Origin of the sequence: Janthinobacterium sp. 344 (assembly GCF_900112025.1) — a bacterium.
GTDB lineage: Bacteria > Pseudomonadota > Gammaproteobacteria > Burkholderiales > Burkholderiaceae_D > Janthinobacterium.
In genome coordinates, this window is record NZ_FOKL01000003.1 from 153,025 (window position 1) to 168,625 (window position 15,601).

At 64.5% G+C, this 15,601-nt stretch carries 8 protein-coding genes; 4 read left to right on the top strand and 4 right to left on the bottom strand.

The genetic code is table 11. The features are described 5' to 3' along the window. Position 1 precedes the first annotated feature (1 nt). The 3 genes from BM193_RS10310 (at position 2) to BM193_RS10320 (ending at position 6,697) form a co-directional block, all read left to right on the top strand. Positions 2-4,195 (top strand): SAV_2336 N-terminal domain-related protein, encoded by a 4,194-nt coding sequence (locus tag BM193_RS10310; RefSeq protein ID WP_092797646.1) that lies wholly within the window; start codon positions 2-4, stop codon positions 4,193-4,195. A gap of 265 nt (positions 4,196-4,460) precedes the next feature. Next, complete coding sequence (locus BM193_RS10315; protein WP_092797647.1) at positions 4,461-4,742, top strand: hypothetical protein; 282 nt, start codon at positions 4,461-4,463, stop codon at positions 4,740-4,742. An 11-nt stretch (positions 4,743-4,753) separates the two neighbouring features. After that, positions 4,754-6,697 (top strand): cytochrome c/FTR1 family iron permease, encoded by a 1,944-nt coding sequence (locus BM193_RS10320; RefSeq protein ID WP_254786032.1) that lies wholly within the window; start codon positions 4,754-4,756, stop codon positions 6,695-6,697. Positions 6,698-6,748: 51 nt separating this feature from the next. On the opposite strand, the gene BM193_RS10325 is transcribed toward BM193_RS10320, so the two are convergent. From BM193_RS10325 to BM193_RS10340, 4 genes are all read right to left on the bottom strand, one after another. Next, a complete protein-coding gene (locus BM193_RS10325) occupies positions 6,749-9,880 on the bottom strand; it encodes an efflux RND transporter permease subunit (protein WP_092797649.1) in 3,132 nt (1,043 codons plus the stop codon). After that, a complete protein-coding gene (locus tag BM193_RS10330; RefSeq protein ID WP_092797650.1) occupies positions 9,877-11,397 on the bottom strand; it encodes an efflux RND transporter periplasmic adaptor subunit in 1,521 nt (506 codons plus the stop codon). The genes BM193_RS10325 and BM193_RS10330 overlap by 4 nt, the downstream gene beginning before the upstream one ends. Beyond that, entirely contained in the window at positions 11,394-12,704 is a 1,311-nt protein-coding gene (locus BM193_RS10335) for a TolC family protein (protein ID WP_092797651.1), read from the bottom strand. The genes BM193_RS10330 and BM193_RS10335 overlap by 4 nt, the downstream gene beginning before the upstream one ends. A 77-nt stretch (positions 12,705-12,781) precedes the next feature. Then, complete coding sequence (locus BM193_RS10340) at positions 12,782-13,198, bottom strand: hypothetical protein (protein ID WP_092797652.1); 417 nt, start codon at positions 13,196-13,198, stop codon at positions 12,782-12,784. 213 nt (positions 13,199-13,411) lie between these two features. On the opposite strand from BM193_RS10340, the gene BM193_RS10345 reads away from it, so the two are divergent. Next, a complete protein-coding gene (locus BM193_RS10345; protein ID WP_092797653.1) occupies positions 13,412-15,598 on the top strand; it encodes an OTU domain-containing protein in 2,187 nt (728 codons plus the stop codon). Positions 15,599-15,601: the final 3 nt, after the last annotated feature.

Here is a 15,601-nt window from a genome sequence, read left to right on the forward strand (position 1 = left end):
CATGATCGCTACCCTGCTCGACGCCCTGCACCAGGCTGGCATCGCATTTACCTCGCGCGAGCTGCAGGATATCGTGCTTCTGGCCAGCCGCATGGACTCGCGCCGCGCGCATAATGGCGAGGCCGGCGATGACACCAGGGCCGTGCTGGAGAGCCCCGCGCCAGCAAGCGCCCCCGCTCCCCGGCAGGATACGTCCGATCGGGCTGAGGTGCCCGCCATGGCGGCGTCGGCCACGCCCGCTGCGTCGGCGCTGGAAGGGGCACAGGCAGCCCTGCACGCGGCTGTCACCACCGGCACTGTGCGTGGCAATACGCTGCGCGTTGCTGGCGTGGCACCGCTACCCGCGCCTACCGGCTACCGCCGCGCCCTGTATCCATTCATGCGCCGGCTGGTCACCCCGGACGCGGGCTCTCTGGACGAGGAAGCCACCGCCACGCAGGCTGTGGAGACGGGAATCTGGATGCCGGTCCGCCGGAGCGCGCGGGAGCGGTGGTTTGACCTCACCCTGCTGGTGGAAGACTCGCCGTCCGTCGACCTGTGGCACGAAGCGATTGCGCAGCTGGCGCAAAACTTGCATAACCATAGCGGCATGCGCAGTGTGGCGGCCTATCGGCTGGTATTGGGCCCGAAGCAGCACCTGGTATCCATCGGCTCTGGCACGCGCCATCCTCTGGCGGTATTGCGTCAGGGCGGTGCGCGCCAGCTGATCGTTTTCGCCACCGACGGCACCAGCGTCCTCTGGCGCGACGGCCGGCTGCACAGCCTATTGAACCGTTTGGCGGCTACAACCCCGGTGAGCGTCCTGCAACTGCTGCCCCGGCACGCCTGGCGCTACACGGCGCTGGGCGCGCCTGGCATCGAGCTGCAGGCAGGCTGGCCCGGCCAACCCAATGCCGCCATGGCGGCCGACGTGCCGTGGTGGTTGGACGACGTGGGCGCGGTGAACGCGCTGCGCCTGCCTGCGCTGAGCCTGGATCTGACCGATACAGCGCAGTGGGCGCGCGCCATGCACGCGCAAGGCGATGCCCGTGTGCCCGGCTGGCTCCTGCCGGCCCCGCTCCCTGTTCCCAACCCTGAGATAATCGCGGCTACTGCGACCGCCGAGGCGCCGAGGGCTATCGATCCCGCGCTGCACATCGCTAGCTTCCAGCACATGGTGTCGGCACAGGCCTACGACTTGGCCGTGTTCCTGTCCGCCATCGATCCGCTGACGGTGCCGGTAATGCGCCTGGTACAACGTGCCATGCTCCCGTCCACCGGCACCGACGTGCTGGCGGAATTCTTCGTCGGCGGCCTGCTGGAGCTGAGTGGCCCAGCGGACGCGCCGCGTGACGAGCGCCAGTACCGCTTCCGGCCGGGCCTTCGGCAAGAGCTGGCAGGCGCGCTGCGAATGAGCGAGGGCCAGCGGATCGAGGACCAGCTGCGCACGGTCGGTAATCTGATCGCCGCGCAGGGGGGCGGCGCCGCCACGGTAAAGGCCAGCTTTCCCGCACCAAACGGCCACCCGATGCTCTGCGAATGGAGCCTGCCGTTTGCGCAGGTGTCACTGCACGCGCTGAACCGGATCGAACAGGCCGGGGCGGCGGTTCAGCTCACGGCTTCGATGACGGCTGAGGCCTACGTTGAACCCGCGCTCGTACCTGTGACCGCACCGCTGGTGACTGGCAACCTACGCATCCTGCATCTATCTGACTTGCATGCAGGGGAGGACCAGCGCCAAGCTTGGCACGAACGCAAAGAATTCGGCGTCGCATGGGACGAGAACCTGCGCACGCTTAACGCTCATGGCGGCGTTGACATGGTATGTATTTCGGGCGACCTTACATGGAATGGTGAGCCCGAACACTTCGAGCAGCTTTCGGTCTTTCTGGATCGCACCCTATCGGTGCTGGGCTTGACGAACAGCAGCGTATACGCGATTCCTGGTAACCATGACATGGCGGTGCAGCAGTTTACCCCGCTGTTCACAGCCGATTCTAAGGATATATTTGCGAAAACTAGCAACTATCGCCGCTGGGCCAGCAGCTACTTGGGCCGCAACTATGACGAGGCCAACGCGCCCTACGCGGACTGTACTGTCTTCGCCAACCACGGTTTTGTTCCCGTGCGCGTGCTGGAATGGGGCAGTTCATGGACCATGCTGAACCCTGCCAGCCAAGGCGCTGCTATCGAGCAACTGCAGGGGTTGCTGGATGAAGGGCGTCGCGACAGCAGCGCGTGCATCAGCATTTTGCTCAGTCACATACCGCTGTCTGCAATGCCACGGGCGGAAAGTATCGAACGATTACTGCGGAAGAGCGGCGTGCACCTAGTGCTGCATAGTCACTATCGCACTGATGACGAGAGCGGCTGGTCCATGGCGGCCGGCTCGTCCATGCTGGTCAGCCGCGTTACTGGCACCGCCAGCCGCTCAAACGACCGCGGCAATATGCTGCTGCTGGACTTCATGGTCACGCCGTCGCAGGCGTTGCCGAGCAGGTGCTGGCAGCGTTACTGGTCGTTCAAGAAAGGGCGCTGGGAATCCCTGGGAGCCGCGTATTGGGATGAACAGGGGCATCCATATTCGCTCAGCGGCCCACGGCCCTCACCAGCACGGGAGGTGCCGTTCATCGGACGGCACGCGGAAATGGAAGCGCTCGACTCCGCAGTGCAAGCAGGCGTGCCATTCTGGATTAGCGGTCGGGAAGGAATCGGCAAGACGGCGATCGCGTATGAATATTTCAGCCATCGGCCGGACCTACCGGTCGAATGGCTCGATGCAGGCACGGAAGGCGATTTACGCTTCGAAATGATGCGCGCAACGGGAAAATACTATGCGCCAGATGTGTTCTACCAGCGCCTGCGCATGGAGTTGAAAAAGCGCCGCAGTTTGCTGGTCATCGATAACATCAACACAGCCGAGCAAGCTGCTGCTCTCCAAGCTTTCCTGCACGAATTGGAAGGCTGGCCCATACTAATATTGTCGCGGTTGCCGGTACCGCCATGGCTGCGCCAGCACTTGACATTGGGGCCACTGTCCGAATCCGAGTCTGCGGAATTAATTGGTGCTGCGTCGCCACATAGGTACATTCCGGCCAGCACGCGGCGCGAGCTGATCGATGCCTCGGGAGGTGTGCCGAAGAAGCTGATAGAAACGGTACACACGCCAGTTACCTCGGCTGCCGAACTGAATAGCTATCAGCACGAGTTGATCGAGGCAGCTTTATCCGCTACCCGGAAGGCGCGTAATCGTGGCAACCGCAAGGCAGGAGTCTTGGTGCAACCCGCTGGCTCGGGCTCAATGTCGATCTTGACGGGATATCTGCAACGCTGCCACCAGGCATTACGTCTGTCGCACAGCGTCATCGTCATCGATCAAGCTGACCTCGCCGATATGCTTCTGCAGAGGTTTTCACGAGGTGAATTGTTGACCGCTCTGGCGCCTCATTCCGCAAAGGAACTGGAACACTTGCTTAACGCCGAAACTGATTCAACCGTGCTGATCACGACAGTTGAACAAATGGAACTGCTGAAGGTGTGCGAGGCGACATGTATCGTTGTCTTTTACAAGATGCGCGCACCGTCTAGCCACCTGATGGAAAAATTTCCCAGCAGCACATCGATCGTGTTTGCTGATCATCCTTCGGAGACATTAAAAAAATTCGGCTCGCAGATCAACATGCCGAAAAAACCTGGCCCGAATCGCAGCATGCTCTTCGAACTTCCTACTATGCCGGTGCCGTTTCTGCGGCGTGGTAATCTGAATTATTACCTAATTAGCGAAGTGGCTGGCTTTATTTCGCGTAACTTGTCGAAGCGCCCTCATTCTGTGCCATCCCTGTTGCTAATCATCGTGCCCAATATTCCCTGCGCTATAGCCCTCAGCGCCGAACTTGAGGCGCAGCTAACTGTCGAAGGATATATTGTCAACGCCACCACCAAAATGGGCCAACGGGAATGGCTGAATTATCGCTCCGGCGACTACGACAAGCCTAGCCTCTATATCGTGACCAGCAACCAGGTTACGCACGAGCGGTTTGAGGTGCCGGCAGTCTGCTATGTGTGCTGTCCTTTGTCCCAGCCCGCGCAAAGCAATCTGCTGGCCAGCGTGACAAATGCGCGCGAAAGCTCCTCAAGCCCTGTAGTCGTTGACTTGGCAGGCAACGGCTTGCAGGAAAAAATGACACGGATGCTGAACCGGTGGGAAGGACTCTAACGTACAGCATCCAGTTAGGCTTAAACGCGTGCGTCCATCTTTTAAAGACTTTGTAGTGGATGTCGCACAGCAGCAAGAACTAAGCAGGAAATCATTAGCAATCGAAACATTGGCATTCTCTTTATGACGTGTTGATGAATGTACGCACTCCCCCGTTTTTGTCCATAAAGCAACAGGTAAAACTTTATTGGTGTATTTCGCTCCCACCTTTATAATCGGCGGCTGACCTGGCGCTCCGCTCCGAACAAACCAGGCCTGGCCGCCGATGGGCGTTACCGCCCAGCTTCACCAAAGCCGGCCCGCGAGGCGCCGCCGGCGGCCGCTCACCAACCAGATCGGACAGCTCAGCCTGGCGCCCCCATTCCAGCCCTTTGGTCTGATCCCGACGGTCGGCTACACCCTGATCGTCGGCACCGGCAAGGCGGCCGGCAGGCAATTGACCCACTTCGCGCTGCCGCCATGCGGACCAGCGAAGCGCCACCGCGGGCGCTACGCCGTTGACACCCGCGAGTACCTGTCCTATAGTCGCCGGGTTAACAAGAAATGAGAATGAGAATCATGATCATCAAAATGAAGAAATGGCTCGTCTGTTACCCCTTGCTGGCCGCCGCCCTGTTGCTGGCGGGCGGCGCGCAGGCGCAGGGAGGAGATCCGGGCGCGGGTGCCAAGCAGCTGTGGCAGCTGATCGATTACGTGGCCGTCGATTACGGTGGCGCCGTCGAGCATGGCAAGGTGGTCAGCGAGGCGGAATATGCGGAGATGCTGGACTTTACGGAAAATGCGGGCACGCAGATTGGCGCCTTGCCCGCCCATGCGTCGAAGGAGTCCGTCGCCAAGGCCATCGCCGAGCTGCGCGCCGCCGTCGTGGCCAAGGCCGATGCCGAGGAAGTCAAGCGCCTGGCGCACCACGCGAACGGCTTGCTGATCGCCGCCTATCCGATTCCCGTGGCGCCGAAAGTGCTGCCGAACCTGGCGCGCGGCGCGGCCCTGTATGCGGCCCAATGCGCTTCGTGCCATGGCGTGGCCGGTGGCGGCGATGGTCCGCTGGCGGCCAGCCTGGAACCGAAGCCGATCGCCTTCACGGATGGCGAACGGGCGCAGTCGCGCAGCCTGATGGCCCTGTACCAGGTCATTTCGCAAGGCGTGGCGGGCACCTCGATGGCCAGTTTCGGCCAGCTGTCCGAGAATGAGCGCTGGGACCTGGCCTTCTTCGTGGGCGGCATGTCGCACGACGCGGCGGCGCGCGCGCGTGGTGAAAAGCTGTGGCAGGACGATCCGCGCAGCAAAAATCTGTATGCGGACCTGGCTGCCGTGACGACCCTGACGCAGGAAGCGGCGGCCGCCAAGCTGGGCGCGGACGCCGCCGGCGCGCTGACGGCCTATCTGCGCAGCCATCCGGACAAGGCCGAGGCGCACAAGCCCGCCGGCCTGGCCCTGTCGCGCCTGCGCCTGGCCGAAAGCCTGGCCGCCATGCATGCGGGCGACCGCGCGGCGGCCACGCGCCTGGGCCTGTCGGCCTACCTGGACGGCTTCGAGCCGATCGAACCGATGGTCGGCGCGCGCAATAAATCCCTGCTGCTGGCCGCGGAAAACGCCATGCTGGCCTACCGCTCCGCCGTTGCCAAGGGCACGGTGGCCGATGCCGACGCGGCCGGCGACAAGCTGCAGCAACTGTTTACCCACGTGGAAGCGGAATTGGGCGACGCCCAGGCGGACCCGATGACGACCTTTGTCGGCGCCCTGACCATCCTGCTGCGCGAAGGCGTGGAAGCGCTGCTGATCGTCATCGGCATCATCGCCTTCCTGCGCAAGGCCAAGCGCAACGACGTGCTGCCTTACGTGCATGCGGGCTGGATCAGCGCGCTGGGCGCGGGCGGCCTGACGTGGGTGGCGGCAACCTATCTGGTGACGATCAGCGGCGCCAGCCGGGAAGTGAGCGAAGGTCTCGGCTCCGTCTTCGCGGCGCTGGTATTGCTCAGCGTGGGCCTGTGGATGCACCAGAAGAGCAGCGCCGGACGCTGGCAGGAGTACCTGCACGAGAAACTCACGGCGGCCATGTCGCGACGCTCGGCCTGGGGCCTGTTCGCCCTGGCCTTCATCGCCGTCTACCGCGAAGTGTTTGAAACGGTGCTGTTCTACTCGGCGCTGGCGGCCGACGGCAACGGCGGCGCCCTGCTGGGCGGCTTCCTGGTGGCGATCGCGCTGCTGGTCGTCATCGCCTGGGCCTTGCTGCGCAGCAGCGCTCGCATGCCGATAGGCAAGTTCTTCTCGTGGACGTCCGCCTTCGTGGCCGTGCTGTCCGTGATACTGATGGGCAAAGGCGTGGCCGCCCTGCAGGAAGCGGGCTGGATCGGCGTGACGCCCGTCGATTTCATCCGCGTGGATCTGCTGGGCATCCTGCCGACCCTGGAAACCCTGCTGGCGCAGGCGGCCATCGTGGCCATCATCGTCGCCGGCTACGGCTGGAACCGCATCGCGGCGGGCAAGCGCAAGCCTGCCTGAGCCGGGTTGTAACGCGCTGGCGCGGGAGCGATCCCGCGCCAGCGCAGCCTGTTACTGGCTACCCGCCGTGCGGCGCCGCAGCAGCAGATACACGGCCGGCACGACGAACATCGACAGCAGCGGCGCCGTCAGCATGCCGCCCACCATGGGCGCGGCGATGCGCTGCATGACTTCCGATCCCGTTCCCTCCCCCAGCATCACCGGCACCAGGCCGGCAATGATGACGGCCACCGTCATGGCTTTCGGTCGCACGCGCAGCACGGCGCCCTCGCGGATGGCGTCCAGCAAGGCCGCCTCGCCGGTGAGGCCTTGCGCCAGCCTGGCGTCCCACGCCTGCTTCAGGTACAGCAGCATGATCACGCCGAACTCCGCCGACACGCCCGCCAGGGCGATGAAGCCCACGCCGCTGGCCACCGACAGGTGGTAGCCCAGCAGCCACAGCAGCCAGATGCCGCCCGCCAGCGCGAACGGCAGGGTGGCCATGATCAGCACCGCTTCGTCGACGCGGCGGAAGGTCAGGTACAACAGCACGAAAATGATCAGCAAGGTGGCGGGCACGACAATCTTGAGTTTCGCCGTCGCCCGTTCCAGGTACTCGAACTGCCCCGACCATGAGACGGCATAGCCAGGCGCCAGCGTCACCTGCGCGGCGACCGCGCGCCGCATGTCGCGCACGGCCGAGCTGAGGTCGCGCCCGCGGATATCCACGTACACCCAGCCCGTCAGGCGCGCATTCTCGCTCTTCAGCATCGGCGGGCCGTCGTCGATGCCGATGGCGGCCACGTCGCCCAGGCGTATCTGCGCGCCGCGCTCCGTCAGCACGGGCAATTCGCGCAGCTTCTCGACCGAATCGCGCAGTTCGCGCGGATAGCGCACATTGATGGGAAAGCGCTGCAAGCCCTCCACCGTCTCGCCGACAGTGTCGCCGCCGATGGCGCTGGCGACGATGCCTTGCACGTCGGCGATGTTCAGGCCGTAGCGGGCCGCCGCGTCGCGGTCGATCCTGATATCGACATAGCGCCCGCCGTTCAGGCGTTCGGCCAGCGCGGACGACACGCCGGGCACCGTCTTGACGACGCGCTCGATCTGCGCCGTGATGCGGTCGATTTCCTGCAGGCTGGCGCCCGCCACCTTGATGCCGACGGGGCTCTTGATGCCGGTGGCCAGCATGTCGATGCGGTTGCGGATGGGCGGCACCCAGATATTCGTCAGGCCCGGCACCTGCACGGCGCGGTCCAGCTCCGCCACCAGCTTGTCCGGCGTCATGCCTGGGCGCCACTGGGCGCGCGGCTTGAACTGGATCGTCGTCTCGAACATTTCCAGCGGCGCCGGGTCCGTCGCCGTCTCGGCGCGCCCCGCCTTGCCGAACACCGTCTGCACCTCGGGCACGGTCTTGATCAGGCGGTCCGTCTGCTGCAGCAGCTCGGCCACCTTGCCCGCGCCCAGCCCCGGCAGGGCCGATGGCATGTATAGCAGATCGCCTTCGTCGAGCGGCGGCATGAATTCGCCGCCCAGGCGCGCCAGCGGCCACGCCGTCAGCAACACGGTCAGGCCCGCCAGCAGCACGGTGGTTTTCGGCCGCCGCAAGACCCGCTCCAGCAAGGGCCGGTAGATGGCGATCAGCCAGCGGTTGAGTGGATTGCCGTGCTCGGCGGGGATGCGGCCGCGGATCAAATAGCCCATCAGTACCGGGATCAGGGTGACGGCCAGGCCGGCCGCGGCCGCCATGGCATAGGTCTTGGTGAAGGCCAGCGGGGCGAACAGCCGCCCTTCCTGCGCTTCCAGGCTGAACACGGGAATGAAGGAGAGCACGATGATCAGCAGGGAAAAGAACAGGGCGGGCCCCACTTCGGCGGCCGCATCGCCGATGACCTGCCAGTGCGTTTCCCCGCGCAACGATTGCCCGGGGTGCGCGTCGTGCCACGCCTCGATATGCTTGTGGGCATTTTCGATCATGACGACGGCCGCGTCGACCATGGCGCCGATGGCGATGGCGATGCCGCCCAGCGACATGATGTTGGCGTTGACGCCCTGGTAATGCATGACGATGTAGGCGATCAGGATGCCCAGCGGCAGCGAGATGATGGCCACCAGCGCCGAGCGCAGGTGGAGCAGGAAGACGGCGCAGACCAGGGCCACGACGATGAATTCCTCGATCAGCTTGTGCTGCAGGTTGTCCACGGCGCGCTGGATCAGGCTGGACCGGTCATACACGGGCACGATCTCCACGCCGGGCGGCAAGCCCCCTTTCAGCGCGGCCAGCCTGGCTTTCACGGCGGCGATGGTCTCCAGCGCATTCTTGCCCGAGCGCATGATGATCACGCCGCCCGCCACTTCGCCCTCGCCGTTCAGTTCGGCAATGCCGCGGCGCATTTCCGGCCCCAGCTGCACCGTGGCCACGTCGCCCAGGCGCACGGACACGCCGGCCTGCGTCGTCGTCAGCGGAATCTGCCGGAATTCGGCCAGCGACTGCAGATACCCCGCAGCGCGCACCATATATTCCGCCTCGCCCATTTCCAGCACGGCGCCGCCCGTTTCCTGATTGGCGCGCTGCACGGCGGCGATCACCTTGTCATGCGTAATGCCGTAGGCACGCAGCTTGTCCGGGTCCAGCACGATCTGGTACTGGCGCACCATGCCGCCGATGCTGGCCACTTCGGCCACGTTGGGCAGCGCCTTGAGCTCGAACTTGAGGAACCAGTCCTGCAGGGCGCGCAGCTGCCCCAGGTCCAGCTTGCCGCTGCGGTCGACCAGCGCGTACTCGTAGATCCAACCCACGCCCGTGGCGTCCGGCCCCAGCGCCGTCTTTGCCTGTGCGGGCAGGCGCGACTGCACCTGGCTCAGGTATTCCAGCACGCGCGACCTGGCCCAGTATGGGTCCGTGCCATCCTCGAACAGGATGTAGACGAAGGAATCGCCGAAAAAGGAATAGCCGCGCACGCTTTTCGCGCCCGGCACGGACAGCATGGTGGTGGTCAGCGGGTACGTGACCTGGTTTTCGACGATCTGCGGCGCCTGCCCCGGATAGCTGGTGCGCACGATGACTTGCGTATCGGACAGGTCGGGAATGGCGTCGAGCGGCGTGTGCGCCAGCGACCAGACGCCCCAGGCCGCCAGGAACAGGGTGGCCAGCAGGACAAGAAAACGGTTGCCGATGGACCAGCGGATGAGTCGGGCGATCATGGCTTGCCTCCCTGCATGGCGGGCATCTGCATGCCGTCCATGGACGCGGCGGCAGGCCGGATGGCCGTGATGATGAAGCCGCCCTGCGCGCTCTTGCTGAACTCAAAGTCCACCTTGTCGCCCACGCGCACTGGCGCCGGCAAGCCGCCCGCCGGCAATGTGAAGCCCATGGTCATCGGCCCCCATTCCAGCGAGGCGACAGGGCCGTGCGAAATGGTGATGTCGCGCTGCCCGAGCTTTTCCACCGTGCCCGCGGCGTGATGGCGCGCCACGGCAGGCGCCGCATCGGCGGCCTGCATGCCGCCCATGCGCGTGATGGTGCCCTTCAGGCTGGCTTCGGAATCGACGAGGAACTGCCCCGACACCACCACCCGCTGCCCGGCTTTCAGGCCCGCGCGGATCGCCGTCATGCCATTGCCCTCGCCGCCCGTTTGCACCTCCACCGGCGTGTAGCGGCCGCCCTCGCCGGCCAGCATGACGACCTGGCGCGTGCCCGTGCGGATCACGGCTTCGGACGGCAGCAGCAGCACCTCGGCGCCCGCATCGGGCGTGAAGTTCAGGGAGGCAAACATGCCCGGCAACAGCAAGCCACCGGGGTTGGCCAGTTCGATGCGCGCCGTCACGGTGCGCGTGGCAGTGTTAATTTCCGGCAAGATCGCGCCGACCTTGCCCTGGAAAACCTTGCCTGGCAGCGCCTGCGCGCGCGCCTGCACCGGCGTACCCGGGCGCACGCTGGCCGCCGCGCTCTCGGGCAGCTCCGCGTTGACCCACACGCTGGACAGGCCATTGATGCGGAACAGGGGCGCGCCGGCGGCCACCGTCATGCCTTCACGCGCGCCCAGTTCGGCGATGACGCCGCTGATGGGCGCCCGCACCGTCAGCCGCGCCTGCACCACGCCGCTGTGGTCGACCAGGCGGATTTGCGCCTCGTCCATGCCGGCCAGGCGCATGCGCTGGCGGGCCGCATCGGCCAGCGCCGCCGTGCCGTCGCCCCGCATGCGGCGCGCGGCGAGAAACTCCTCCTGCGCGGCGATCCACTCGGGTACATACAGCTCAGCCAGCGCCTGCCCCTTGCGCACGGGCTCGAACGGCGCGCGCACGTCCAGGCGCTCGACGAATCCGCCGCTGCGCGCCTGCAGCACGGCCACGTCGCGCTCGTTGTAGGCCACGCTGCCGACGGCCGCCAGCGGCGCGGACAGCATGCCCGAGGTCACGGGCGCCGTGCGCACGCCCAGGTTTTGCTGCACCCGGGGATCGATGCGGATGCCGCCGCCGTCCCCTTGGGCCGCAGCGCTGTCCGCATACACGGGCACCAGCTGCATGTCCATGAAGGGCGACTTGCCAGGCTGGTCAAACTTCTGGCCCGGCACCATGGGGTCGTGCCAGTACAGTGGGGTCTTGAGGTTCGCCGCTGCCGGCGCGGCGTGGCTGGCGTCGGCGGCGCCGAACCGGTAGCCGGCATAGCCTGCCGCCAGCATGGCGGCGATGGCGAGGGCGAGAGTGGTGTGCTTGTTCATTGCGGCTGCTCCAGGTCGTGCTGGGTATCGGGAAAGAGGAAACGCAGTTGCGCCCAGCGCTGGGCGGTGTCCATCTGCACTTGCAGCCAGGCGAGGTCCGCGTCCAGCGTGCCGCGCCGGGCGGCCAGCACGTCGGCCAGGGTCCCCTTGCCGCCCCGGTAGGCGGCCAGGGCCGCTGCGCTGCGCTGTTGCAGCACGGGCAGCAGCTGCTGCGCATAGCGTTCGCCGCGTTCGCGGCCATTCCTCCAGGCGATGTACACGGCACGCGTGGAGGCGACATCGTCGCGCAGGGCTTCCTCGCGCTCGTCCCTGGCCTGCTCGGCCAGGGCCAGTTTCGCCGCCAGTTCGCGGTCCTGGCGCTGCGGCCGGTCCCACTGCAATGGCAGCGACAGGCCCACGGACAGCATGTTGGCGTAGGCGCTGCCGCGCTGCTGGAAGGCCACTTCGACGCTCCAGTCCGCATGGCGGTTCGCTTGCGCCAGTTGCACCTCGGCTTGCGCCGCCTCTTCCTGCCGCGCCAGCACGGCGATCTGCGGGCGGCGCGCGATTTGCGCGTCCAGCGTGGCCGGGTCCAGCGCGATATGCTCCAGGTCGGGCAAGGCCGACTCGGCCACGTCGGCATCGCCGCCCGTGCGGCGCGCCAGCGCATTGACGGCCACGTCGAGGTCGCTGCCGGCCTGGCTGGCGCGGTCTTCCAGGGTCAACAGGGCGGCGCGCGCGGCCAGGAGGTCGGCCTGGCTGCCGCGTCCGCCGCGATAGGCGGCGTCAACGGCGTCGATTTCCTGGCGCGCCAATACCAGCTGCCGCGCCAGCACGGCCGTCGCCTGGCGACGGTAATACACGTTCAGCCAGGCAATGGCCGTGTCGCGCTGGATGGCGGCCAGGGCCACCTGCCGTTGCGCCTGCGCCTTGCCGGCTTCGCGCTCCTGGCGCGCGGCGCGCCAGCGCAGTTTGTCGGCGCTGGTCAATTCCTGCGCGATGCCGATGCGCCGCATCGTCATGGGATCGCTGTTCAGCGTGAAACGGTCGTGGCCGGCCAGCGGCAGGTTATCGATGCCTGCCTTGAGGACAGGGTCGGGGCGCTGTCCTGCGGCAACAGCCATGTGCTGCGCGGCCAGGACGGCCTGCTCTTGCGCAGGCAACTGGCGCGAGCGGGTGACGGCTTGCCGCAGGGCGTCGTCAAAGGTCAGTGGCTGCGCGGCGGCAGGCAACAGGGGACTGGCAAGGGCGAATGCAAGCGCCGTCTTGCGCCAAAGGCGAAGACGCGCTGCGCGTGCGTGCGGCTGCACGCAATGCGAGAGTGACATGGGAACTCCAGAATGCGATGGACAATAGCGCCGCGCCGGTGACGGCGAGGCGATGGCGTACTAGGCAATCTGCAGTGTCAAATGCGCCAACAGCAATGGCGGATGGCGATGGGCGGCGCGGTGGAACGCGCCAGGGCCGCGTCCGGGGGCGGCGGGATTTCCTGCAGGATGGGCGCGTCAAGCAGCACCCACAGCAGCGGCACGACGAGGGCGACGAACGGCGGCAGGTCGGCGCCGTGCACCTTGTCCAGTGTTTGTCTGGCGGCATCACCATGCGCATACACCTGGCACAAGGTCGATTGATCCGCATCCATGCCGGTGCAGCCGGGCATGTCCGGCATGGCCGTCATGACGGCGAGCATGGACATCGGTACGGCGCCCCCCGCCTTCGGTGCGCCCGGACACAGGTAGGCCGCGGCCGCATGCTGCATGAACAGCATGCTCAGCAACGCGACGATGACCGTCAGCAAGCGCATGGAGCGGGAGATTTTCATTGGCTTTCTATATGCAGGAAAGGCAGTCATGTCCAGGCGCCTGGCAGGGTCGCATGTCATCACTGTGCCGCCAGCGACTATACCCATTCCCACGGTGGGAAGGTCAAGTATTTTCGCACGCCATCCGATTCCCCGGACAGGCCGCCAAGTCGCGCGCGGCGCACTTGTGCTGGAGGACGCTTTGCGCAACACTAGTCATGGAATTGCCCACGCATGCCCTCGCTCTGGTCTGATACAAAGTTGAAAGGATCGTTCATGCAAAGTCGTGCGAACAAAAAACAGCAGCACCGTTCCCCGGCGGCGGCGAGCATGGCAACCCAGCAATTGCGCGCCGGCGCCGCAAATGCCCAGCTGGAAGACAAGCGGCCCGCAGCGGTGGCGCAACAGGCATTGCCCTTGACGGCGAATAACAGTGCGCAGGCCATGCAGCAGAAGGCGCTACAGCACATGGCCAATAGCCGGCCGCAGGCCAGGCACGCTGCGCAGCTGCAAACGATGCTCGACAATCATGGCGCGCTACCGCAGCCGATGCAAGGAAGCCGCCCTGGCCTGCCCCCCGAGGCGCGGCAAGTGATGCGGCAAAAACAAGGTGGCGCACGCCCGGTCGCTCAGCTCCGTCCGAACACCGTTGTCAATGTCGATGCCAGTCCGGAAACGGCGGCGGACGTCATGGGCAAAAGCGCATTGGCCGCCCTTCCCGACGGCCCGATACAGTTAAAAAAGTACATCAGGGTCGGGGACGTCGTGCGCAAGGTAAAGACCTCGTACACATTAAAGAGCACGGAAGTCGTCGCGTCCAAGAAGGAGTACCTGGAATATCTGGCGAAAACCCACGGGCCGATCAAGGGGAGGAAAAGTTTTGCCCCAACGGTGCAGGGCGTCGCGCCAACGGTCAGGAAAGGAAAAAAATCAGCCGATAATCGTGCCCTGCAGGATATGGACCTGAATTATCGCGGCATGAGCGTGAATAATATTTCTAATTTGCAAAAAAATAATGCGGCCGTCTTTACCGTCAACAACCCTGCAGGAACGGCGTCAGCCGACGACCATATTGTCAACGATGATCTTAATTCACCCTATTTGTCTTTTGAAAAAGGCGGCCTCGAGATAAGTGCAGGAAAGTATGCGCCCAAGCCTGTCGATGAGCATAATGCGCCGCTGGGCGTCAAGACGCTGGAAGGCGGCTTTTTGAAACAGGATAAATCCTATACCAAGGACAGCCAGGAACTGCACGCGGACAGGCAGCATATCGGACTGGTGGCCGGGGTTGTGCCGATGAAGAGTGACGAAGATTACTCCACGCCGGATAAAGCCGACGCTCTGAAAAGCGAAAAAGCCCGCATTCTGGCGGTGGCAGACAGGGAAGTGCTGGTCAAGCCAGGCGCAAAGGGAATCGGACGCAGCGATGTGCCGTTTTTAGCCAGGGTAAAAAGAGTTCCCAAGGAATATTATATCCGCCACATCCAGAACCAGACCACGAACAAGGCCCTGGGATTCTATGACGGCCTGCATTATAAAATACAGATGGATAAAAGAAGCAACGAGAACTATCGCTTCGCTTTCAAAATCCCTCCCGTGCTGACCCGAGCTGCCGATGAATCAGATGACGAGATGTCTGATATCGAAGAAATCGGCATGCCGCCCAAAAAACCGGGGGCCGCGCAAGACCGCTTGCCGCTGGAAGAAAAGAGCGGCGCTAGCCCGGCCGGTCGGACGCAAAGTCCGGCGGAGCGTATGAGGGCCGAGCTTCGGGCACATATCGCCGGATCACGCCCCCAACAACAGCTCCTGGGCGCTCAGGATGCCAGCGTGGACGATCTGCGTGCCATGCAAAATGAGGCGCTGGCCAGTAACACTGCATCGAAAAGCGGCGACAAGAAGGGGAATGGCGCTGCCGATGAGTCAAACTGGACAATAGTCGACTACGGCGGTGGCGGAAATTGCCTGTTTCTTGCCTTGGGTGCCAGCCGTGATGTGGCCGCAGCACATATCTTGAGGACACAAATAGCCGAATATCAACGCGTTAACAATACTATTGGGCAAGGCATTGTCGACAATCAGCTTGGCACCATGCTGGCGCAAAGCCCGCATGCGGAACTGCACGGATTGGCGGCCACTACCCGCGGGCGGCAGGATATCCCTGTCGCTGCCTATCACAGCCTGATGGCCTTTGAAGGCACCTGGGGCGGAAGATCGGAGATCGCGACATTCTGTGTCTTGCGGCATGCCACCGTGTACGTATTGGAACATACCGGGTCGATAACCCAGTACGCGGCAGGACATTCCGCGGAGATCGCCACATTGCCTGCCGATGTCTTTAATGGAGTAAATATTGTTCTTTATAAAACAAACAACCACTGGCGCAGAGTGACGGGGCGCAGGCAGGCGGAAGTCCATTGACAG

Coding starts and splice junctions, on each gene's coding strand:
- BM193_RS10310 (WP_092797646.1), top strand. CDS start 2: ATGATCGCTACCCTGCTCGACGCCCTGCACCAGGCTGGCATCGCATTT.
- BM193_RS10315 (WP_092797647.1), top strand. CDS start 4,461: ATGGGCGTTACCGCCCAGCTTCACCAAAGCCGGCCCGCGAGGCGCCGC.
- BM193_RS10320 (WP_254786032.1), top strand. CDS start 4,754: ATGATCATCAAAATGAAGAAATGGCTCGTCTGTTACCCCTTGCTGGCC.
- BM193_RS10325 (WP_092797649.1), bottom strand. CDS start 9,880: ATGATCGCCCGACTCATCCGCTGGTCCATCGGCAACCGTTTTCTTGTC.
- BM193_RS10330 (WP_092797650.1), bottom strand. CDS start 11,397: ATGAACAAGCACACCACTCTCGCCCTCGCCATCGCCGCCATGCTGGCG.
- BM193_RS10335 (WP_092797651.1), bottom strand. CDS start 12,704: ATGTCACTCTCGCATTGCGTGCAGCCGCACGCACGCGCAGCGCGTCTT.
- BM193_RS10340 (WP_092797652.1), bottom strand. CDS start 13,198: ATGAAAATCTCCCGCTCCATGCGCTTGCTGACGGTCATCGTCGCGTTG.
- BM193_RS10345 (WP_092797653.1), top strand. CDS start 13,412: ATGCCCTCGCTCTGGTCTGATACAAAGTTGAAAGGATCGTTCATGCAA.